This window comes from Nonomuraea sediminis, assembly GCF_018531495.1.
In the GTDB taxonomy this organism is placed as follows: Bacteria; Actinomycetota; Actinomycetes; order Streptosporangiales; family Streptosporangiaceae; genus Nonomuraea; species Nonomuraea sediminis.
In genome coordinates this window covers 58,430-79,616 of record NZ_JAHDTI010000023.1, presented here as the reverse complement: position 1 = coordinate 79,616, position 21,187 = coordinate 58,430, and the positions used below count along the sequence as shown (strand labels likewise).

The 21,187-nt window shown below is 70.2% G+C and carries 19 protein-coding genes and 1 pseudogene; 17 read left to right on the top strand and 3 right to left on the bottom strand.

The window, feature by feature from the left end:
- Positions 1-3: 3 nt before the first annotated feature.
- Positions 4-402 carry a DUF6069 family protein gene (locus KIK09_RS53855; protein ID WP_214327394.1) on the bottom strand — a complete coding sequence of 133 codons (399 nt, stop codon included), beginning with the start codon at positions 400-402 and terminating at the stop codon, positions 4-6.
- A gap of 212 nt (positions 403-614) precedes the next feature.
- On the opposite strand from KIK09_RS53855, the gene KIK09_RS53850 reads away from it, so the two are divergent.
- Complete coding sequence (locus tag KIK09_RS53850) at positions 615-1,049, top strand: VOC family protein (RefSeq protein ID WP_214327393.1); 435 nt, start codon at positions 615-617, stop codon at positions 1,047-1,049.
- 166 nt (positions 1,050-1,215) lie between these two features.
- On the opposite strand, the gene KIK09_RS53845 is transcribed toward KIK09_RS53850, so the two are convergent.
- Both KIK09_RS53845 and KIK09_RS53840 read right to left on the bottom strand, forming a co-directional pair.
- The gene (locus KIK09_RS53845; protein WP_214327392.1) at positions 1,216-1,602 is read right to left on the bottom strand and encodes a hypothetical protein; all 387 of its coding nucleotides are present in this window, start codon (positions 1,600-1,602) and stop codon (positions 1,216-1,218) included.
- A gap of 143 nt (positions 1,603-1,745) precedes the next feature.
- Positions 1,746-2,288, bottom strand: coding sequence for a fascin domain-containing protein (locus tag KIK09_RS53840; RefSeq protein WP_214327391.1), 543 nt, complete (start codon positions 2,286-2,288; stop codon positions 1,746-1,748).
- 206 nt (positions 2,289-2,494) lie between these two features.
- Between KIK09_RS53840 and KIK09_RS53835 the strand changes: the two genes are divergently transcribed.
- From KIK09_RS53835 to KIK09_RS53760, 16 genes and pseudogenes are all read left to right on the top strand, one after another.
- On the top strand, positions 2,495-4,168 hold the full coding sequence (locus KIK09_RS53835; protein WP_214327390.1) for an alkaline phosphatase D family protein: 1,674 nt from the start codon (positions 2,495-2,497) through the stop codon (positions 4,166-4,168).
- 83 nt (positions 4,169-4,251) lie between these two features.
- Positions 4,252-4,677 (top strand): MarR family winged helix-turn-helix transcriptional regulator, encoded by a 426-nt coding sequence (locus KIK09_RS53830; protein WP_214327389.1) that lies wholly within the window; start codon positions 4,252-4,254, stop codon positions 4,675-4,677.
- Positions 4,678-4,685: 8 nt separating this feature from the next.
- Positions 4,686-5,891 carry an MFS transporter gene (locus KIK09_RS53825; RefSeq protein WP_214327388.1) on the top strand — a complete coding sequence of 402 codons (1,206 nt, stop codon included), beginning with the start codon at positions 4,686-4,688 and terminating at the stop codon, positions 5,889-5,891.
- Between the two features lie 12 nt (positions 5,892-5,903).
- On the top strand, positions 5,904-6,659 hold the full coding sequence (locus KIK09_RS53820) for an endonuclease/exonuclease/phosphatase family protein (protein WP_214327387.1): 756 nt from the start codon (positions 5,904-5,906) through the stop codon (positions 6,657-6,659).
- 64 nt (positions 6,660-6,723) lie between these two features.
- Complete coding sequence (gene pdxT / locus KIK09_RS53815; protein WP_214327386.1) at positions 6,724-7,308, top strand: pyridoxal 5'-phosphate synthase glutaminase subunit PdxT; 585 nt, start codon at positions 6,724-6,726, stop codon at positions 7,306-7,308.
- A complete protein-coding gene (locus tag KIK09_RS53810) occupies positions 7,308-8,060 on the top strand; it encodes a YebC/PmpR family DNA-binding transcriptional regulator (RefSeq protein ID WP_214327385.1) in 753 nt (250 codons plus the stop codon). Before pdxT ends, KIK09_RS53810 begins: the two co-directional genes overlap by 1 nt.
- An 80-nt stretch (positions 8,061-8,140) precedes the next feature.
- The gene (locus KIK09_RS53805; protein ID WP_214327384.1) at positions 8,141-9,886 is read left to right on the top strand and encodes a carbohydrate ABC transporter permease; all 1,746 of its coding nucleotides are present in this window, start codon (positions 8,141-8,143) and stop codon (positions 9,884-9,886) included.
- Positions 9,887-9,940: 54 nt separating this feature from the next.
- Entirely contained in the window at positions 9,941-11,089 is a 1,149-nt protein-coding gene (locus tag KIK09_RS53800; RefSeq protein ID WP_308164845.1) for a GNAT family N-acetyltransferase, read from the top strand.
- 164 nt (positions 11,090-11,253) lie between these two features.
- Positions 11,254-11,748, top strand: a pseudogene (ruvC, locus tag KIK09_RS53795) (crossover junction endodeoxyribonuclease RuvC); the annotation flags it as partial.
- A gap of 611 nt (positions 11,749-12,359) precedes the next feature.
- Positions 12,360-12,962, top strand: coding sequence for a Holliday junction branch migration protein RuvA (ruvA, locus tag KIK09_RS53790; protein WP_214327383.1), 603 nt, complete (start codon positions 12,360-12,362; stop codon positions 12,960-12,962).
- A gap of 587 nt (positions 12,963-13,549) precedes the next feature.
- Positions 13,550-14,581 carry a Holliday junction branch migration DNA helicase RuvB gene (gene ruvB, locus KIK09_RS53785; RefSeq protein WP_214327382.1) on the top strand — a complete coding sequence of 344 codons (1,032 nt, stop codon included), beginning with the start codon at positions 13,550-13,552 and terminating at the stop codon, positions 14,579-14,581.
- Between the two features lie 212 nt (positions 14,582-14,793).
- Positions 14,794-15,204: a preprotein translocase subunit YajC gene (gene yajC / locus KIK09_RS53780; protein ID WP_214327381.1), complete on the top strand. Its 411-nt coding sequence runs from the start codon at positions 14,794-14,796 to the stop codon at positions 15,202-15,204.
- A 42-nt stretch (positions 15,205-15,246) separates the two neighbouring features.
- Positions 15,247-17,016: a protein translocase subunit SecD gene (gene secD, locus KIK09_RS53775; protein WP_308164844.1), complete on the top strand. Its 1,770-nt coding sequence runs from the start codon at positions 15,247-15,249 to the stop codon at positions 17,014-17,016.
- 1 nt (position 17,017) lies between these two features.
- On the top strand, positions 17,018-18,010 hold the full coding sequence (gene secF / locus KIK09_RS53770; RefSeq protein WP_214327380.1) for a protein translocase subunit SecF: 993 nt from the start codon (positions 17,018-17,020) through the stop codon (positions 18,008-18,010).
- 68 nt (positions 18,011-18,078) lie between these two features.
- Complete coding sequence (locus KIK09_RS53765; protein WP_250575308.1) at positions 18,079-18,597, top strand: adenine phosphoribosyltransferase; 519 nt, start codon at positions 18,079-18,081, stop codon at positions 18,595-18,597.
- A 175-nt stretch (positions 18,598-18,772) separates the two neighbouring features.
- Positions 18,773-20,962 carry a RelA/SpoT family protein gene (locus KIK09_RS53760; protein ID WP_214327378.1) on the top strand — a complete coding sequence of 730 codons (2,190 nt, stop codon included), beginning with the start codon at positions 18,773-18,775 and terminating at the stop codon, positions 20,960-20,962.
- Positions 20,963-21,187 lie beyond the last annotated feature (225 nt).

Here is a 21,187-nt window from a genome sequence, read left to right as displayed (position 1 = left end):
GGGTCAGGCGGACAGGCGGCGGGCGATGGCCGGGATGACGATCGCGGCGGCGACCACGTGGGTCACCATCAGCAGCACCTTCGTGGCCACCGACGCGCCCACCAGCGCATCCGGAACCAGGGACAACGCGGTGAGCGCAAGCGTGGTGTGGACGAACGCCGTGCGCGGCCGGCGAGCCCAGCGAGCCAACCCTACGGCCAGCATCAGGCCCGCCACTGAGAAGATGACGGTCAGCATGGCGAACCCGGACAGCGGGATCGGCGCGCCGCCGACAACGAGACTGATCCCGGCGAACTCACCCGCCGCGGCGACGGCCGCGGTCGCCGCGCCTGCGCCGACCGCGGCGGTCAGGCCGCCGATGATCAGCGGCTTGGGGGGAGCGGTGGTAGTGATGACGGACATCGCAGACCTCCGGTGAGTGGTGACCGGCTCCTTGCCGGCCTCTCACCCTGGCTACGAACGGGCTCGACGCCACTCGACATCACCGCAGAAAAATCTGAAGACCTACTCACCCGACCGCGTCAGAGGCGTCAAGGCCTACCCGTCACGAGCGGTCCGACGGCATCCGCCAACCACGGCATCACCGGCGTGATCCCATCCCGCGAAGCACATCGATGTTTTCATCGGGCGCTGTTACTTCTCGGCGACATCGTCTTCAAGCGGAAACGATCGCTGTCGCAGCAGACCGGTTCTGGGCGGCCGCGCTGGACGAGTTCGACATCCGGCCCTACGACGACGAGGAGATCGCCCGCCTGGCCTCGCTCGGCTACACGCCGGAGACCGATCCGGGCGTCATCCTCGACGGACCCCACCTTGAGGTCTGCTTCCAGAAGGTCGAGCTCGAGTCGCGGTCGAAGACACCCGTGCATTTCGACATCGTGTCCGCGGACTGGCCGGCGGAGATCGACCGCCTGACCGGCCTGGGTGCGGCCGTCAAGGAGCGGTTCGAGGCGCATGCCTGGATGCGGGATCCGGAGGGCAACGACTTCTGCGTCGTCGACGGCAATCACGGAGGCTCCGGCCGGCAGCACGGGGGTGAATTGACCTGATAACCGCCGAAGACCACGCCATCCAAGCCGGTGCCCGCTGGGCAACCTACGCATCTCACCGAAGAGAACACTGCTGAACTCGCGACGCTGCAATACGCGATGCCATCAGTAGTTCATGTCGGCGTCGCGGCGTGACGAAAGGTACGGATGCCTGGCCGCAGCCTTCTCACACGCAATCCCATAGGAAGCGGCCCTCCTTTCCGTCCGGCGGGCGCAGCAGGTCGGCGGGTGGGAGGACGGCCTCGGGGCGGGGGTCGAGGCCGAGCGTGATGGGCGGCAGGCGCGGCGCCGCCTCCCAGCGGGCCGCCAGGAGCTTGAGCACCCGGCGCCGCTGCTGGTCCAGGTGGTAGGCGCCGTAGCCGTGGCGGGCGCCGGACACCCGGTCCAGTGCCAGGGGATCGCAGAGGACGACAGCCGGTACGGGTTCGGGCTGGCGGCGGCCTGCTTTGCCTACGGACTGGCGCAGCTGGGGGCGGCTGCCGTTGCTCGACACCCGCGCGCCTGGTGACGACAGTCGCCTCCAGCTCGTCTCGACGCTGGAGGCGGCTGCCACGACCGCGCGGGCCCACCGTGCCCTTCCGCAGCCGGCAGGGTGGGCCCGCCGTACGGCCGAGCTTTTGCGGCGGCGCCGGCCCGGCGCTGACAGGGATCTGAACCGTCTCCCGCCGTACGCGCCGCGCCGTCACTGAATGGCGATCAGATGCCGCAGGTGAAGCGGAACATCTCCCAGGTGCCGATGCGGGTGGCGTCGGAGTGGATCGTGTCGGTGGTGCGGCCGCCGCCGCCGACCGCCGTCAGGTAGTGACCGTCGATCGTCTGGATGGCGAAGAACCCGTTGCCGAGCGACACCGCCGACAGCTTCTCCCAGGCCTGCAGCCGGATCGCGTCCGAGTGGATCACGTCGGTGATGCGGCCGCCGCCGCCCACGACGGTCAGGTAGTGCCCGTTGGTGGTCAGGAAGCCGTAGTGGATGTTCGGGCTGCCGTCGCCCGAGTCGATCAGCATGAACCGCTCCCACGAGCCGACGCGCGTGGCGTCGGTGTGGATGACGTCCGTGGTGCGCCCGCCGCCGCCGACCGCCGTCAGGTAGTTGCCGGTGTTCCTGGTCTGGATGGCGCAGGTGGTCGGACCGTTGATGGGCGCCTTTGCCGACGCCGCGACCGGCAGGCCGAGTCCGAGAACCCCGACCGCGACCGCCGCCATGCCCGCGGCCTTGGCGAGCATGCTCTTGAAAGCCATAACCCTCTCCTTGTGGATCGTCGAAGACATATCCGGACCCCTCGACGGAGAAGGCGTTCCCGGCCGTTCCATGCCGTTCCATGTGGTGAAAATCGTCACTCAAAGTGGCAGGTGTGAAGAATGTCGCCTTGTGTTCACCAAGGAGTCATGATCTTCAGTCAGGCTGCGAGGCGTCCCGAACGCTTGATCGTCCCAGGAGTACCCCCGTGCCCCAGCTCAACCGCCGCCACTTCCTCGTCACCGGGTTAGCGGCCGCCGCCGCGATCCCGGCCAAGCCCGCGTTCGCCGACCCCGACCCCTCCGCCGAGACCGCGCAGACCCTCGCCTCGCGCGGGCTGCGGACCGACCCGTTCACCCTCGGCGTGGCCAGCGGCGACCCCGACCACAGCGGTTTCGTGCTGTGGACCCGCCTGGCGCAGCAGCCGCTGGCCGAGGACGGGATGGGCGGCATGCCGCAGCGGCCCTTCCCCGTGCTCTGGCAGGTCTACGCCGACGAGCGGTGCCACCGCGTGGTGCGCGCGGGCGTGGCCGTGGCCGCCCCCGAGTGGGGCCACAGCGTGCACGTCGAGGTCGACGACCTCGGCTCCGACCGCGAGTACTGGTACCGCTTCCGCGTCGGCCCGTACGTCTCGCCGGTCGGCCGCGCCAAGACCGCGCCGCACCCGCTGTCCTACAGCGGGCCGCTGTCGATGGCGTTCGTCTCCTGCGCCCAGTACGAGCACGGCTACTTCACCTCGTACCGCAGGCTTGCCGAGGAGCACCCGGACCTGATCCTGCACCTGGGCGACTACCAGTACGAGTACACCAAGAACACCTACACGATCCCCGGCGGCAACGTCCGCGACCACGAGGGCCCCGAGACGGTCACGCTGGCCAACTACCGGCAGCGGCACGCCCAGTACAAGGCGGACCCGGACCTGCAGGCGGCGCACGCCGCCTCGCCGTGGCTGGTCGTGTTCGACGACCACGAGGTCGACAACAACTGGGCCGACGAGATCCCCGAGCACCCGGAGGACGCGCCCGGGTTCCTGGAACGGCGGGCGGCGGCGTTCCGCGCCTACTACGAGAACATGCCGCTGCGCCGTACCTCCATCCCGCAAGGGATCGACATGCAGCTCTACCGGCGCATCCGGTGGGGGAGGCTGGCCACCTTCCACATGCTCGACACCCGGCAGTACCGCGACGACCAGGGCTGCGGCGACGGCTACAAGGACTGCCCCGCCTCGGTCGACCCGAACAGGTCGATCACCGGCGCCGAGCAGGAGAAGTGGCTGATCGACGGCTTCCACCACTCGCGGGCGCAGTGGGACATCCTCGGCCAGCAGGTGTTCTTCGCCCAGCGCGACAACAATCCGGGGCCGGCCAAGGTGACCAGCCAGGACGCCTGGGACGGCTACGTCGCCTCCCGGCAGCGCATCACGCAGGGCTGGGTGGACGCCAAGGTGCGCAACGCGGTCGTGCTGACCGGCGACGTGCACGCGCACTGGGCCAGCGACCTCAAGCTCGACTACGACGACCCGACGGGTCCTTCGGTGGGCTCGGAGCTGGTGGCCACCTCGATCAGCACCGGGGGTGACGGCGCCGACTCCGACCCGGCCAAGCACCCGTACCTGAAGATCAACCCGCATCTGAAGTTCTACAACAACCAGCGCGGCTACGTGATCACCAAGATCGAGCAGGACCAGATCACGGCCGACTTCAAGGTGGTGCCGCAGCTGCGCCAGCCCGGCGCCGAGGTGTACACCAAGGCCACCTTCGTGGTCGAGGACCGCGTGCCGGGCGTGCAGCAGACCTACCTGCGCCCGCTGCCGCCCTCGATCGCCGCCGAACGCGAGATCACCGTCGACGAGACGGTCCGCCTGGAGACCGAACGCCCGTAGTCACCGCGAAAGCGGCACCCGCTCGCCGGGTGCCGCTTTTAAACGCTTGATTACTTAGCTTGTCTAAGTTAGTCTGGCTAAGTATGAGTGACGATCCCGGCGAGCTGGCGGAGCAGGTCTCCGCCGTGTTGCGGCACCTGGTCCTGCTGCTGCGCCGCACCACGGCCGGCCAGCCGGTCACCAGCCAGCAGTACTCGGTGCTCGGCTCCCTCGAGCGCGGCCCGCGCAGGATGACCGAGCTGGCCGAGGAGCACGCCGTCCAGCTGCCGACCATGACCGTGCAGATCAACCGGCTCGAGGACGCGGGGCTGGTCGCCCGCGGCTCGGACCCCGCCGACGCGCGCGTCAGGACGGTCGAGCTCACCGACGAGGGCCGCCGGCGGCTGCTCGCCGTACGGCAGGCCAGGATCGGCCACCTCAGCCAGGAGTTGGCGGCGCTCAGCGCGCAGGAGCGCGCGGCCCTCAGGGACGCGCTGCCCGTCCTGGCCAAGCTCGGAAAGACACAGTAAGGAGTCTCATGTCATCCGGTGGCGGAATTCTGCGCCAGCCGATGTCCGTCTGGGCCACCGCGTTCGCCGCGGTCGTCGCCTTCATGGGCATCGGTCTGGTCGATCCGATCCTGCCCTCCATCGCCCAGGGGCTGAAGGCCACGCCCAGCCAGGTCTCGCTGCTGTTCACCAGCTACTTCCTCGTGACGGCGGTGGCCATGCTGATCACCGGCTGGGTCTCCAGCAGGATCGGCGGCAAGCGCACCCTGCTGATGGGCCTGGCCCTGGTGATCGTGTTCGCCGCGCTGGCCGGGACCTCCACCAGCGTGGGCGAGCTGGTCGGCTTCCGCGCCGGATGGGGGCTGGGCAACGCGCTGTTCGTGGCGACCGCGCTGGCCGTCATCATCGGCGCGGCCAGCGGCGGCGCCGAGTCGGCCATCATCCTCTACGAGGCCGCGCTCGGCCTGGGCATCTCGCTCGGCCCGCTGGCCGGCGCGCTGCTCGGCGACTGGAACTGGCGCGCGCCGTTCTTCGGCACCGCCACGCTGATGGCCATCGGGTTCGTGCTGATCACCACGATGCTCAAGGCCATCCCCAAGCCCGACGTCAAGACCAAGCTCACCGCCCCCATCAGGGCGCTGGCCCACGGCGGGCTGTCGACCACGGCCTTCACCGCGCTGTTCTACAACTTCGCCTTCTTCACCGTGCTGGCCTTCACCCCGTTCATCCTGCACATGACGGCCTACGGCATCGGCGCCGTCTTCTTCGGCTGGGGCGTGTGCGTGGCGCTGGCCTCGGTGTTCGCCGCGCCGCCGCTGCAGCGCAGGATCGGCTCGGTCAACGTGCTGCACCTGGCGCTCGCGCTGCTCGCGCTCTTCCAGATCGGGATCGCGCTGTCGGGGCACGCCGGCATCATCGTGTTCACGATCCTGTCGGGCATCCCGATCGGGCTGAACAACACCGTCTTCACCGAGTCGGCCATGGAGGTATCCGACGCGCCCAGGTCCGTCGCCTCGGCCGGCTACAACTTCGTGCGCTGGATGGGCGGCGCGCTCGCCCCCTTCATCGCCACCAAGCTCGGCGAGGAGATCGCCCCGGCCCTGCCGTACTACGTCGGCGCCCTCTGCTGCGCCGTCGGCATGGCCATCCTGTACGGCAGGCGACACCACCTGCGCGTGCTGGCCCGCGTCGACATCGACCACGCCTTCCAGGACGCCCCCGCCCCCGCCCGATGACATGATCAAGGCGTGCTGAAGGCCGCCGCAATCTGGGTGATGACGTGGAACGCCTGCGCCGGGACGAACTCCTTGTGCCCGCTGTACGGGGCCACGGCGTCCGAGCTGGCCTGGAACGTGGTCCAGCGGGCCGGGGACGCCCAGGTGATCTTCCTGCAGGAGTTCTGCACGGGCGCCGACGCCGCCCTCGAGGGGCTCCTGGAATCGCGGACGGGACACGGGTGGAGTGTCCGGTCTGTGGCGCTCACCGGGGCGGACGGCAGGCCGTACAGCTGCCATCCCGACAGGCTGGGGCGGGCACGCGGGACGCAGAGCGTCACCGTCGCCGTGGCCGACCCCGCAGCCGCCTTCAGGAGCTACCCGCTGACCTCGCCGCCGTGGTACGTCAAGCGGTACGCGCTGTGCGCCACCTTGCCCTCGATCAAGGTGCGCGGCTGCACCAGCCACCTGTCGGTCGGCTGGTCGCTGGACGACCGGCAGCCCGGGGCGCCCTACCGCACCAAGCAGGTGCGCGAGTTGATGGCCGTGGCGGACCGGCCGGGATACACCACCGTGTTCGGCGGCGACTTCAACCTGCGGCCCGGCGCGCACGCACTGATCCCCGCCTACCGCGCCTACCAGGAGTGCGACGCGCGGCGCCGCGCCACCCACGCCAACGGCAAGAAGCTGGACTACCTGTTCGTCCGCAAGGGCGCCGTGAGCGCGTGCCAGGTGGTCAAGGGCGCCCCTTCCGACCACCTGCCTCTCGTGCTCAAGATGGCCCAGTAGGAAGACGTGGGGCGCGCTTGGTGTTGAATTAGCTGAACCCGGACCCCTGGCGAAAGGATGAGGCGTGCCCACGATCGGTGTCCTCGCTCTCCAAGGAGATGTGCGCGAGCACCTGCGCATGCTCACCGAGGCGGGCGCGACGGCGACGGCCGTACGCAGGCCCGGCGAACTGGAGGCGGTCGACGCCCTGGTGATCCCCGGCGGCGAGTCCACCACGATGTGGAAGCTCGCCGAGACCTTCGACCTGCTCGAGCCGCTGCGCATACGCGTCAAGGACGGCATGCCCGCCTACGGATCGTGCGCCGGCATGATCATGCTGGCCGACCGGATCCAGGACGGCATCGCAGGCCAGCAGACCGTCGGCGGCATCGACATGGTCGTACGGCGCAACGCCTTCGGCCGCCAGGTCGACTCCTTCGAGGAGGATCTCGACTTCGCGGGCCAGATGATCAGAGCGGTGTTCATCCGCGCACCCTGGGTGGAATCCGTCGGCCCGGATGTCGAAGTGCTGGGCCTGGCCGAGCCGGGGGATAGGATCGTCGCCGTCCGTCAGGGGCCGTTGCTCGCGACCTCGTTCCACCCGGAGCTCACGGGTGACACGCGCGTGCACGCCTACTTCGTAGACATGGTGAGAGGGAGCTCTAGGTAATGTCCGGCCACTCCAAATGGGCGACGACGAAGCACAAGAAGGCAGCGCTCGACGCCAAGCGCGGCAAGCTTTTCGCCAAGCTCATCAAGAACATCGAGGTGGCGGCGCGGACCGGTGGCCCTGACCCCGAAGGCAACCCCACCCTGTACGACGCCATCTTCAAGGCCAAGAAGCAGTCGGTACCCAACGAGAACATCGATCGGGCCCGCAAGCGCGGCGGCGGTCTGGAGGCCGGCGGCGCCGACTGGCAGACCATCATGTACGAGGGCTACGCCCCCGGCGGCGTGGCGGTGCTCATCGAGTGCCTCACCGACAACCGCAACCGCGCAGCCTCCGAGGTGCGCGTCGCGCTGACCCGCAACGGCGGCTCGCTGGCCGACCCCGGTTCGGTGTCGTACATGTTCAACCGCAAGGGCGTCGTCATCGTCCCCAAGAACGGCCTGTCGGAGGACGACGTGCTGATGGCCGTCCTCGACGCCGGCGCCGAGGAGGTCAACGACCTGGGCGACTCCTTCGAGATCGTCTCCGAGGCCGGCGACCTGGTCCCGGTGCGCAAGGCGCTGCAGGACTCGGGCATCGACTACGACTCGGCCGAGAGCAGCTTCCTGCCGACGATGAGCGTGCCGCTCGACGAGGAGGGCGCCAAGAAGGTGTTCCGCCTCATCGACGCGCTCGACGACAGCGACGACGTGCAGAACGTGTGGGCCAACTTCGACGTCTCCGACGAGATCATGGAGAAGCTCGAGGCCTAGGCCTCGTTCCTGCGTGGAGGCCGCTCCGGGATTGCGCGGAAGACCGTGTGTGTCGGGGCGGCTTGGTAGGGTCGGGCGACGTGATCCCCCCGACGCCTACTCCGACCACCGCTCCGCCGCCCCGCGCCCTGGGGTGGCTGCTCGCCGTACCCGCGCTGCTGGGAACGGTCCTGACCCTGGTCATCCCGACGATCCAGACGGTCTCGATGAGCTTCCAGACCGGCGACTTCATGCACCCCAGCCGCTTCGTGGGCATGAAGAACTACAGCAGCCTGCTCGCCGACCAGGTCTTCTGGACGTCGGCCGGCTTCACGCTGTCGCTGGTGGTGGTGCCGCTGCTGGTGTCGGTCGTGGTGGCCCCGCTGGTGGCGCTCGGCCTGGCGTTCGGCGGGTCCTGGGTACGGCGCGCCGGCATGACCGTGCTGACGCTGGCCCTGGTGACGTTCTCCCCGGTGGCCGTGGCCGCCGCCTGGCTCCAGGGCCTGCTGCCGGACTCGTCGGGCATCCTCGCCCTGGCCGCCGGCCTGCGCGACCCGGCCACGGCACCCGGCGCCCTGCGCCTGGTCGTCGCCGCGGCCACGTTCGGCGCGGTGTGCGCGATCGCCGTGATGGCGTACCTGCCCGCCCTGCGCGGCCGCACGCCCGGGGTGGCAGCCATCGCCGTCGGCGCCCTCGTCGCGCTGGCCGCCGTCGCGGTCGCCTTCCAGAGCTTCGCCTTCGCCTTCACCCTCACGCGGGGCGGCCCCAGCCACACCACGACCACGCTCGCGATCCTCCAGTACGAGGGCGCCTTCCAGCGCGCCCAACTCGGGTACGGCGCGGCCGTCGCCACCGTCCTCGGCATCCTGCTGGGCGTCCTCGGCCTCGCGGCCACCCTGGTGGCCGTCCTCACCCGCCTCCGCCTGACCGTGGCCGCCGACGCTCCTGCCCCGCACGACCCGCCCCCCGGCGACCCCACGCCCCGGAACGCTCCGGTGCCGGTGCCTCCGGGCGCTTCGGTTCCCTTGCCTCAGGGTGCTCCGGCTCCTGGGGGCGCACCCGGTCCGGTCCCGGGAGCTCCTGGCTTCCCGGGTACGGTGGGCGGGCCCTCCGGGCAGGCGTCCGGGGCGGGGATCGCCGTCGGGGTGATCGCGGTCGTGCTGGTGACCGCCGTGGTGGTGCTGTGCTCGTGGCCCGCGCTGGGAAGCCTGTTCTCGCCCTCCGAGCGGGCGGGCGACTACGGCGTGCAGCTCACCACCTGGTGGCCGGCCGTCGCGGGCGCCGTCGTGTCGGTGGGCGTCGCCTACCTGGCCGCCCTCGGCATCGGCGGCCTGCGCCCTCTTGGCAAGGGGAGCGAGTGGCTGCTGCTGGCGTTCGCGCCGTGGCTGTTCGTCGGCATGGGCCCGCTGAGCATCGCCGACTGGCGACTGGTCAGGAACCTCGGCCTGCTCGACAGCGCCCCCGCGCTCATCCCGCCGATCCTGGTGAGCATCCCCGCCCTGTTCGTGCTGACGCTGCTGTGCAAGGGCCTGGCCGAGCGCGGCACCGGCGACTTCCTGCGCGGCGTCCTGCTCCCCTCGCTGCCGATGGCCGCCGTCCTCGCCGGAGCCGTCGCTCTGATGAACGCCCAGGAGCTCCTCTGGCCCCTCCTGGCCGAACAGGACCCGAGCCTGGCCACCGCCCCCGTCGAGCTCGTCAGGGAAATCGGCCAGTTCCTCCGTCCCGGGTCCGGCCTCGGAGCGGCTCCCGTCACGGTGGTCGTCCTCACCGCTCTCGTGGCGGTCGCGGCCCAGTTCCTCTACCTCGACCGCCTGAGGATCACCGCCGGCCGTACCACCGACGGCTGAGGCGCCCGCGCTCGCGCGCCGGAGTGTCGGTGGCGGCAGGTAGGTTGTCGAAGCGTGGAGCTTCGCTACCTGACGCCTGACGACCTGGACGACGTGCTCGACGTCCGCCGCCGTTCCTTCGGCCCGATGCCGGCCGCCGACGTGGAGCGCTGGCGTGACCTGGTGACCCCGATCCTGCCCGAGGGGCGCTACCTGGGCGCCTTCGACGGCGCGCGGCTGGCCGCGACCGCCCGGCTGCGCCCCTTCTCCCAGTGGTGGTACGGCAGGCCCCAGTCCATGGCGGGCGTGGCGGGCGTCACCGTCAACCCGGAAGACCGGGGGCGCGGCGTCGGGTCGCTCATCATGCGGGCGATCATCGACCGTGCCGTGGAGCTGGGCGACGCCGTCTCCGCTCTCTTCCCCGCGACCACGCCGATCTACCGGTCGCTCGGGTTCGAGCACGCCGGCGCGCAGCACACGGTGACGGTGCCCGCCGAGGCGCTGCGCACGATCCGCCCGGCAGGCCAGGTCAAGCTGCGCCGCATGGGGCCCGACGACGCCGCCGAGGTGATGGCCATCCTCGACCGGGTCCATCGCGCCGCCCGCGCCAGCGGGCCGATCTCCGCCAACGAGGCAGGCTGGCGTTGGTGGCTCGACGAGCCCGACGACTTCCTCTACCTGGCCGACGACGGCTACGTCATCTACCGCTGGAGCGGCCACGACATCGAGGTGGACAACCTGGTCGCCGCCTCTGAGGAGACCGCCAAGGCGCTGTGGTCGATGGTCGGCTCGTCGTCGTCGATCGCCGACAGTGTCACCGCCAACCTCGCGCCCGACGACCCGGTGCTCTGGCTGCTGCGCGAGCGCTCCAAGGAGCAGGTGCGGCAGACCCGCTGGATGTTCCGCGTCCTGGACGTGCCCGAGGCCGTCGCGCGGCGCGGCTACCCGGCCGGCGTCACGCTCGACGCCGCCGTCGAGGTGGCCGACCCGGTGCGCGAGTCCAACGCGGCCACCTGGCGCCTGGAGGTCTCCGGCGGCACCGGCGCCGCGATCCGCAGCCTCGACCAGGGGCCCAGGCTGACGATCAACGGCTTCTCCGCCCTCTACGCGGGCATCCCCACGGCCACGCTGCGCCTGGCGGGCCTCATGTCCGGAGATACCCGGCACGACGAGGCCCTCGACACGGCCTTCGCGGCCCGGCCGTACATGCTCGACTACTTCTGACGCGCGTTTCCCGGTGCACGCGCACGTCAGCCGGGGTAAAGTCTCGTGCCGAACAGATGTTCGGCGATCGCGGCGCCGAGCAGCCAGAGTCGCGAAAGGCGGGCCATGCACCTCCAGCCACCACAGGCGTCGGCGACGGTCCGGTGGATCGGGGAGGCGTTCCGGTGCGCGTGATGGGGGTCGACCCGGGGCTGACCCGGTGCGGGCTCGGCGCCGTCGAAGGGCGGCCCGGGGCCCCGCTGTCGCTGATCGCCGTCGGGGTGGTGCGCACGTCGGCCGACGACGAGCTCGGTGCGCGGCTCGTCGGCATCGAGGCGGGCATCGAGGAGTGGCTCGACGAGGTGCGGCCCGACGCCGTCGCCGTCGAACGGGTCTTCAGCCAGCACAACGTCCGCACCGTCATGGGCACCGCACAGGCCGCCGGCATCGCCGTCCTGTGCGCTTCGCGGCGCGGCATCCCCGTGGCGCTGCACACGCCTTCCGAGGTCAAGGCCGCCATCACCGGCAGCGGCACGGCCGACAAGAAGCAGATCGGCACCATGGTGACCCGGCTGCTGCGGCTCTCGGAGATGCCCAAGCCCGCCGACGCCGCCGACGCCCTCGCCCTGGCCATCTGCCACATCTGGCGCGGCGCCGCCCAGAACCGCCTCTCCCAGGCCCTGGCCCAAGCCCGCCGCCCAGCCCGCACGCCGCCTGCACCCACCAAGGCCTCGAGCCTCGGCACGCGCCCGGGGTCCACACGCCAGCGCGCCGACTCCGAGGCCCCGTCGATCTCCCGCCGACGCGCGAGCTCCGCGAAGCCGGCCTCCCAGAGCGACACACCTGAGGACACGGAGCTCGCCGGGCCGAGCGCACCGCAGGGCGCCACGGCAACAACAAGCACCACTCCCACTCGTGACACACCCCTGCAATCGCCGCCGGGCGCTGCTGCCGCGCGCCCGATGCAATCGTCGCCGGGCGCCGCTGCCTCGCACCCGAACTCGGGACCCCCGCTGCGGGCGCAGTCACCGGATCGCGAGCTGACCGGTGCGGGGTCGCTGCCTGGTGGCGAGGCGGCATCCGGCGCGGCGTCGGCCGGGCGTGGGACGGCGGTAGGAGCGGGGAGCGGCGAAGCTTCGGGGCCTCGTGATGAGGGGGCGTCCGGTGTGGGCGCCCGGTCGTCAGCGGGGACGGGTGGGTTCTCGGCGGAGCCGGCTGCCGGTTCGTGGGAGCGTACGGAAGCAGGGGCGCCGGAGGGCGTGGAGCAGGCACGGACGACAAGGAGAGCACCGTGATCGCGTCAGTGACGGGACGGGTGACCGCCATCGCCCCAGACGGGGCCGTGATCGAGGTGGGCGGCGTGGGCATCCTCACCCACTGCACCCCGGGCACCCTGGCCGGTCTCCGCGTCGGCGAGGAGGCCCGCCTGTCCACGTCGCTGGTCGTGCGCGAGGAGTCCCTGACCCTCTACGGCTTCGCCACCGACGACGAACGTGCGGTCTTCGAACTGCTCCAGACGGCCAGCGGGGTGGGGCCGAAGCTGGCTCTGGCGATGCTCGCGGTCCACACGCCGAACGCGCTGCGCGTCGCCGTGGCAAGCGCGGACCTCAAGGCGCTCACGCAGGTGCCGGGTATCGGGCAGAAGGGCGCCCAGCGCATCGTCCTCGAGCTCAAGGACCGCCTCGGCACGCCCGAGGAGACCGTCGACGCCGCGCTCAACGGCTCCCGGCGCGTGACGCTCTGGCGCGACCAGGTCCACTCGGGGCTCGTCGGGCTCGGATACTCCAGCAAGGACGCTGACGAGGCCATCGCCATCGTCGAGCCCGACGCCGGCGACACCCCCAACGTGGCCACCCTCCTCAAGGCCGCCCTCCGCACCCTGAGCATCCGATGACCCCCACGCGCTGTCCGTTCGCGGGTTGTTGTGCAGGCCGTACGGCGCTGTCCGTCGGGGGTTGGTGTGCGTGCCGTACGGCTGGCGCCGTGGGGACCGCCACCCGCCGACGCTGGTCGCCCTCTGTCACGGCCGGTCGTGAGGGCCCACGGGGCACTCGCCGTTACGCGCGCCCCCAAGCCCGCGTCCCTGCTCACTCATCCCGCCGTCCCGGTATCCACCGAGACCGTGGCACCCCAGCGCCCAGCCACACCGCCACACCAGGACTCCGGCCCCCACAGCTCAACGCCACGGCACCCGGGAGTCCCGCGGCACCACGACGTGCCCGGGTCTCGCTGCAACCGGCGGCCGGGGAGTATCGGCCGGTCGCCGTTGCTGGGCGCCGGGCTTCGCCGTACCGCGTCTCGCCGTCGCGGCGCCTGGGTGGACGGGGCGTCGTTGCGGCGCCGGAAGGGCGGGGTGTCGTTGCGGTGCGCCTGGGTGGGCGGGGTGTTGGTGTCGGGCATGGGTGGGGCGGGTGTGAGTGAGTGTGGCAAGCGAGGAGTGGGAGGCTTGGTGGGGTTGGGTCGGGTGTGTGAGGGGGGAGCGTGAGTTTTGAGCGGGAGCTCGTGTCGCCCGATGCCGGGGGAGACGAGCTGCAGGTCGAGGCGGCTCTGCGGCCGAAGCGGCTGGGCGAGTTCATCGGGCAGGCGCGCGTGCGCGAGCAGCTGTCGCTGGTGCTCGAAAGTGCGCTGCGCAGGGCCACGCCGCCGGACCACGTGCTGATGAGCGGCGGGCCCGGCCTGGGCAAGACGACGCTGGCGATGATCATAGCGGCCGAGCTGAGCGCCCCGCTGAGGATCACCTCGGGCCCGGCGCTGGAGCGCGCGGGTGACCTGGCGGCGATCCTGTCGACGCTGGCCGAGGGCGAGGTGCTGTTCATCGACGAGATCCACCGGATGGCCAGGCCCGCCGAGGAGATGCTGTACCTGGCGATGGAGGACTTCAGGGTCGACATCGTGGTCGGCAAGGGCCCGGGCGCGACCGCGATCCCGCTGGACATCGCGCCGTTCACCCTGGTCGGGGCGACCACCAGGGCGGGACTGCTGCCGGCGCCGCTGCGTGACAGGTTCGGCTTCACCGCGCACATGGACTTCTACGACGTCGACGAGCTCGAGCAGGTCCTCTACCGCTCGGCCAGGCTGCTGGACGTCGCGCTGCCCACCGACGGCGCGCACGAGATCGCCAGGCGCTCGCGCGGCACGCCCCGCATCGCCAACCGGCTGCTGCGCCGCGTACGCGACTTCGCCGACGTGCGAGCAGAAGGCGTGATAAATCGTGACATCGCGTCGGCTGCGCTGAATCTGTACGAGGTGGACGCGGAAGGCCTCGACCGTCTCGACCGGGCCGTGCTCGGCGTGCTGCTGCGCAAGTTCGGCGGCGGCCCCGTCGGCCTGTCGACGCTCGCCGTGGCCGTCGGGGAGGAGCCGGAGACCGTCGAAGTGGTGGCCGAGCCGTTCCTGGTACGCCAAGGACTGCTCGCCAGGACTCCGCGCGGTAGGGTCGCCACGGCGGCGGCCTGGCACCATCTGGGCATGACCCCGCCTCCCGACGCGTTCGGAGCCGCACTGGTCGACTGATCACAGAACGGTTGCAACCGTTTCAAATTGGGAACTTCCCCGCGCGCCGGAACGCTGCCTCGTTGCCGCGTTTCGCAACAAGCGCCTACACTCCGTGGCTTGGCTGGCTGTGTAGGCTGATGGGCTGAGCGGCGCGGCCCCACGCAACGCACGGAATTTCCGGCGCAAGGCCGGTGTCAACTTCTTGTACGGACAATGGAAGGTCGCCCGCTATGAACTTGGGACAACTGGGAAGCATCCTGCCGCTGATTCTTCTGGTGGTGGTGTTCTACTTCCTGCTGATCCGCCCGCAGCGCAAGCGTCAGCAGGAGGCGGCTCAGATGCAGAACTCCCTTACCCCGGGCGCGCGCGTCATGACCACGACCGGCCTGTTCGGCACGGTCGTGGCGGTGGACAATGAGGACGTGATCCTCGAGGTGGCGCCCGGCATCGAGACCCGCTGGGTCAAGGCCGCCATCGGCCGCGTCGTCACGCCGGGTGACGAGCCTGTGGCCGACGAGCCCGCCGACGAAGACGACGCCAAGGACGAGGCCACGGAGACCGACGCCAAGGCGGAGACGGACGCCAAGCAGGAGACGGAGCCCAGCAACGGCGAGCAGGACACCAGCACCAACAAGTCCTGACTAAGCTCTGCACAGACCCCTAACCGAAAGAACTGACGACCAGTGGCCCGACCGACCAGTCGCCACAGCTACCCGGGGCGGACGCTCCTGGTACTTCTGGCGCTCATCCTCGCCCTGGGCGGGACGATGTTCCTGCAGAAGGCGTTCACGCCGAAGCTGGGGCTCGACCTCGCCGGCGGTACCACGGTGACCCTGACCCCCAAGCCTCCGAACGGCGGCTCGCCTCCGGAGGAGATCCTCGATCGCGCGGTCAGCATCATCCGTGAGCGAGTCAACGGCACGGGAATCTCCGACGCGGAGGTCGCCAAGTCCGGCGACAACATCGTGATCTCCGTCCCGGGTGCGGGCCAGGACGAGGTCATCAAGCTGGTCGGCACCACGGCGGAGCTCCGCTTCCGCCAGGTGCTCGTGGAGCAGGCCACCCAGGCCCCGCAGAACCTGCCCACCGAGGCGCCCAAGCCGAGCACGACGCCGAGTGGGACCCCGTCGACGAAGCCTTCCGGCAAGGCGTCCACGAAGCCTTCCGACCACAAGCAGAAGCCGTCGGCCACGCCGACCGGCAAGGCGCTGTCGTCGGCGCTGACGGCGCCCACCCCGACGCCGACGCCGCAGAACACCAAGAAGGGCAAGGACGCCAAGGCGACCCCCACGCCGTCGGCCACACCGAGCGCGCAGCCCAGCACGCAGCCCAACCAGGACCAGAACGCGGGCATCAACACCCAGGGCGTCGACCCGGCGGTGCTCAAGCAGTTCCAGGCGCTCAACTGCGCCGACCCGAAGAGCCGCGGCCAGGGCGTGCAGGACGACCCGAGCAAGCAGCTCGCGGCCTGTGACAAGGACGGCCAGGCCAAGTACGTCCTGGACGTGGCCAAGGTCGTCGGCACCGACATCAACTCGGCAGGCGCCGGCATCCGCCAGGGCACCACCGAGTGGCTGGTCCAGCTCGACTTCAAGAGCAAGGGCGCCGGCGAGTGGAGCAAGCTCACCGCGGACGCCTACAAGAGCCAGGAACCGCGTAACCGGGTGGCCGTCGTCCTGGACGGCGTCGTCATCACCGCGCCCAACATCCTCGGCCCGATCCCCGGCGGCCGCGCCGAGATCACCGGCGGCTTCACCCAGAAGACCGCCAACGACCTGGCCGAGCAGCTCAAGTACGGCGCGCTGCCGCTGAAGTTCGAGCGCAGCTCGATCGAGACCGTGTCCTCGACGCTGGGCCAGGACCAGCTCCAGGGCGGCCTCATCGCGGGCGCCATCGGCCTCGGCCTGGTGGTCCTCTACTCGCTGCTGTACTACCGCGGCCTGGGTATCGTCGCGGTGCTGAGCCTCGTGGTGGCCTCGATCCTGACCTATTCGGCGGTGGTGGTGCTGGGCCACAACGCCGGGTTCCGGTTGTCGCTGCCGCACATCATCGGCTTGGTGGTCTCGATCGGTATCACAGCCGACTCCTTCATCGTCTACTTCGAACGCATACGTGACGAGATGAAGGAAGGCAGACGGACGTTGCGCGCCGCCGTCGAGGTGGCCTGGGTCCGCGCCCGGCGCACGATCCTGATCGCCGACGCCGTCATGTTCATCGCCGCGGTCGTGCTGTACGTGCTGGCCGTCGGCGGCGTGGCCGGCTTCGCCTACGCGATGGGCCTGACCACGCTGATCGACGTCATCGTGGTGTTCCTGTTCACGAAGCCGTTCATCGCCCTGCTGGCGAAGCTGAAGTTCTTCGCCAAGGGCCACCCGCTGTCCGGCCTCGACGCGGAGCGCATGAGCGCCGAGCCGGGCTCCACCGGCCGCACGACCACCCCGCAGGAGGCCTGAGATGGGACTCGCGCGTCGCCTCTACCGCGGCGAGATCAACGTCGACTTCGTCGGCCGCTGGAAGCTGTGGTACAGCCTGTCCGGGTTCCTCCTGATCGTGTCCCTGGCGGGTCTCCTGATCAACGGGCTCAACCTGGGCGTGGAGTTCAGGGGCGGGACGGTCTTCACCTTCCCCAGCACCACCCAGAGCCACAGCATCGAGGAAGTCCGCAACACCTTCCGCGACGAGGGCGTGCACCAGCCGATCGTGCAGTCCACCAAGAACAGCTGGCGGGTCACCACCGAGGTGATGCCCGAGAGCGAGCTGACCAAGGTGCAGAACACCGTGGCCAAGGACTTCAACGTCTCGGCCAGCCAGGTCAGCGTGCAGGCGATCGGCGCCACCTGGGGCGGTGAGGTCTCCAACAAGGCCTGGATCGGCCTGGGCGTCTTCATGCTGGCGATCATCCTGTACCTGTCGATGGCGTTCGAGCCCAAGATGGCCCTGGCGGCCATCGTGGCGCTCATCCACGACCTGGTGATCACCGCCGGTGTCTACGCCTGGTCCGGGTTCGAGGTCACGCCCGCCACGATGCTGGGCTTCCTGACGATCCTCGGCTATTCGCTGTACGACGCGGTCGTGGTGTTCGACATGATCAAGGAGGTCACCGCCAAGCTGGGCTCGGCCTCCAAGCAGACGTACTCCATGGCGGCCAACAACGCCCTGAACCATACGCTGATCCGGTCGCTGAACACCTCGCTGGTCGCGATCCTGCCGGTGGCGGCGATCCTGTTCATCGGCACCACGCTGCTCGGCGCGGGCACGCTGAAGGACCTGTCGCTGGCCCTGTTCGTCGGCATGATCGTCGGCACCTACTCCTCGCTGTGCGTGGCCACGCCGCTGCTGGTCACCCTGAAGGAGCGGGAGCCGAAGTACCAGGCCATCGCCCGCAGAGTGGCGGCCACGGGCGGTAAGGGCGGCGGTTCCAAAAGGACCGCGGTAGCCAAGGGCTAGGCACGAACCGATCGCCGGCGCCTCCTCCTGAAGCCAAGGGGGAGGCGCCGCGATGAAGGAGCGCGGTGATGAGCGACCTGAGCGACCTGATCCTGAGCCATATCAGGGACGTGCAGGACTACCCCCAGCCGGGCGTGCTGTTCAAGGACATCACGCCGCTGCTCGGCGACGCGGAGGCGTTCTCGGCCGTGGTCGAGGAGCTGTCCGGTCTGTTCCAGGTCGACAAGATCGTCGGGATCGAGGCGCGCGGCTTCATCCTGGCCGCCCCGGTCGCCCTCCGGGCAGGCGCGGGTTTCGTCCCGGTAAGGAAGAAGGGCAAACTGCCCGCCGAGACTCTCGAGGAGTCCTACGATCTGGAGTACGGCTCCGCCACCATCGAGGTGCACAAGGACGCCTTCACGCCGGGTGACCGGGTTCTCATCGTCGATGACGTGCTGGCCACAGGAGGCACCGCGGAGGCGGCCGTGGAGCTGGTGAGGCGGGCGGGCGGCGAGGTCGCCGGGCTTGCCGTACTCATGGAGCTTGGTTTTCTCAAGGGCCGTGAGCGCCTCGCGGGAGTGGATTTGCGCTCCCTCGTGATCGTCTGAGCCGGACCCGCGGCAGGCCAGGTTGGACACCTGGATACACTAAGGGGCCTGGACTCGAACGTGAGGAGTCTGTGTGCCCCGTGATGTGGTCGTGCCCGACGTAACGGACGCCGGGAATGCCGAGACGGCACCCGGCGCTGCGCCCGCACGTCGAAGGCGATTTGGGGGTGGGGCCATGAATCCGGTGCTGGAGCCGCTGTTCAGGACGGTCCGTGCCACCCATCCCAAGGCCGACCTGCGCCTGATCGAGCGCGCCTACGACATGGCCGCCTACCACCACCGCGACCAGAAGCGGAAGTCGGGCGACCCGTACATCACGCACCCGCTGGCCGTGGCGACGATCCTGGCCGAGCTGGGCACTGACGACGAGACCCTGTGCGCGGCGCTGCTGCACGACACCGTCGAGGACACCGCCTACGGCCTTGAGGAGCTGCGCGGCGACTTCGGCGAGACGATCGCCTCACTGGTCGACGGCGTGACCAAGCTGGACAAGGTGAAGTTCGGCGACGCCGCGCAGGCCGAGACCGTGCGCAAGATGGTCGTGGCGATGTCGCGCGACATCCGGGTGCTGATCATCAAGCTGGCCGACCGGCTGCACAACATGCGCACCATGCGCTACCTGCCCGAGCACAAGCGCCACCAGAAGTCGCGCGAGACGCTGGAGATCTTCGCCCCGCTGGCCCACCGCCTGGGCATGAACACGATCAAGTGGGAGCTGGAAGACCTCGCCTTCGCCATGCTCTACCCCAAGCGCTACGACGAGATCGCGCGCATGGTGTCGGAGCGGGCGCCGCGGCGCGACCTGTTCCTGCAGGAGGTCATCGAGAAGGTCTCGGGCGACCTGCGCGAGGCCAAGATGCGCGCGGTGGTCAAGGGCCGACCCAAGCACTACTACTCGGTCTATCAGAAGATGATCGCGCGCGATGTCGCCTTCGACGACATCTACGACCTGGTGGGCATCCGCGTCCTGGTCGACACGGTCCGCGACTGCTATGCGGCGCTCGGAACGATCCACGCCAGGTGGAATCCGGTGCCCGGCCGGTTCAAGGACTACATCGCGATGCCCAAGTTCAACATGTACCAGTCGCTGCACACCACGGTGATAGGTCCCGAGGGCAAGCCGGTCGAGCTGCAGATCCGCACGCACAAGATGCACCACAAGGCCGAGTACGGCGTGGCGGCGCACTGGAAGTACAAGGAGGAGGTCGGCGGCGGCGGGCCGCCCGGCAAGGTCAAGCCGGGCAGCGACATGGCGTGGCTGCGCCAGCTGCTCGACTGGCAGAAGGAGACCTCCGACCCGGGCGAGTTCCTCGAGTCGCTCCGCTTCGACCTGTCGGTCTCCGAGGTCTACGTCTTCACCCCGCGCGGCCAGGTCGTGTCGCTGCCCGAGGGCGCGACGCCGGTCGACTTCGCCTACGCCGTGCACACCGAGGTGGGCCACCGCTGCATCGGCGCCAGGGTCAACGGGCGGCTGGTGCCGCTGGAGTCCAGGCTCGGCAACGGCGACACGGTCGAGATCTTCACCTCCAAGTCGCCCGACGCCGGGCCGTCGCGCGACTGGCTGAAGTTCGTCAAGTCCGGCCGCGCCCGCAACAAGATCCGGCAGTGGTTCTCCAAGGAGCGCCGCGAGACCGCGATCGAGGCGGGCAAGGAGGCCATCGGCCGCGCGATGCGCAAGCAGGGCCTGCCGTTGCAGCGCCTGATGTCCGGCGAGTCGCTGCTGGCACTTGCCCGCGACCTGCGCTACCCGGACGTGTCGGCCCTCTACGCGGCGGTCGGCGAGGGGCACGTGGCCGCTCAGGCGGTCGTGCAGAAGCTCGTGGCCTCCATCGGCGGCGTCGAGAGCGCCGAGGAGGACATCGCCGAGACCGCGCTCCCCACGCGCCTCAGGGGCCGTCCCAGGGGCGGCGGCGCGGGTGTGGTCGTCGCGGGGGACGCCGACGTCTGGGTACGCCTGTCCAAGTGCTGCACGCCCGTGCCCGGTGATGAGATCGTCGGGTTCGTCACCCGCGGGCACGGCGTGTCGGTCCACCGCGCCGACTGCACCAACGTGCAGCAGCTCAAGTCGCAGCCCGACCGGCTGGTGGAGGTCAGCTGGTCGCCGAGCGACGACTCGGTCTTCCTGGTCGCCATCCAGGTGGAGGCGCTCGACCGGCCGCGCCTGCTGTCGGACGTCACGCGGACGCTGTCGGACCAGCACGTCAACATCCTCAGCGCCTCGGTCACGACCTCGCGCGACCGGGTCGCGGTCAGCCGCTTCACCTTCGAGATGGGCGACCCCAAACACCTCGGCCACGTCCTCAAGGCCGTCCGCAACATCCAGGGCGTCTTCGACGTCTACCGCGTCAGCGGAGCCAGCGGCTAACCCTGCGTTCCCGCCACCCACCACGGCGGAGAAGGGCGCCGCCTCGATCCAGGAAGTGGCGCTTCGCCGGCGCATCCGGTCGCAGGCCGGCGTCGTCCCCCGGGAGGGGGACCGTCGACGCGGTGCGCACCGGGATCGCCAGGAGGCGCCCTGCGCCTGGACCCGGTGGCAGCCAAGGCCACTGCCGGGTGCCGGACGGTGCTGCGCGCGACCTGCCTGGGCGGA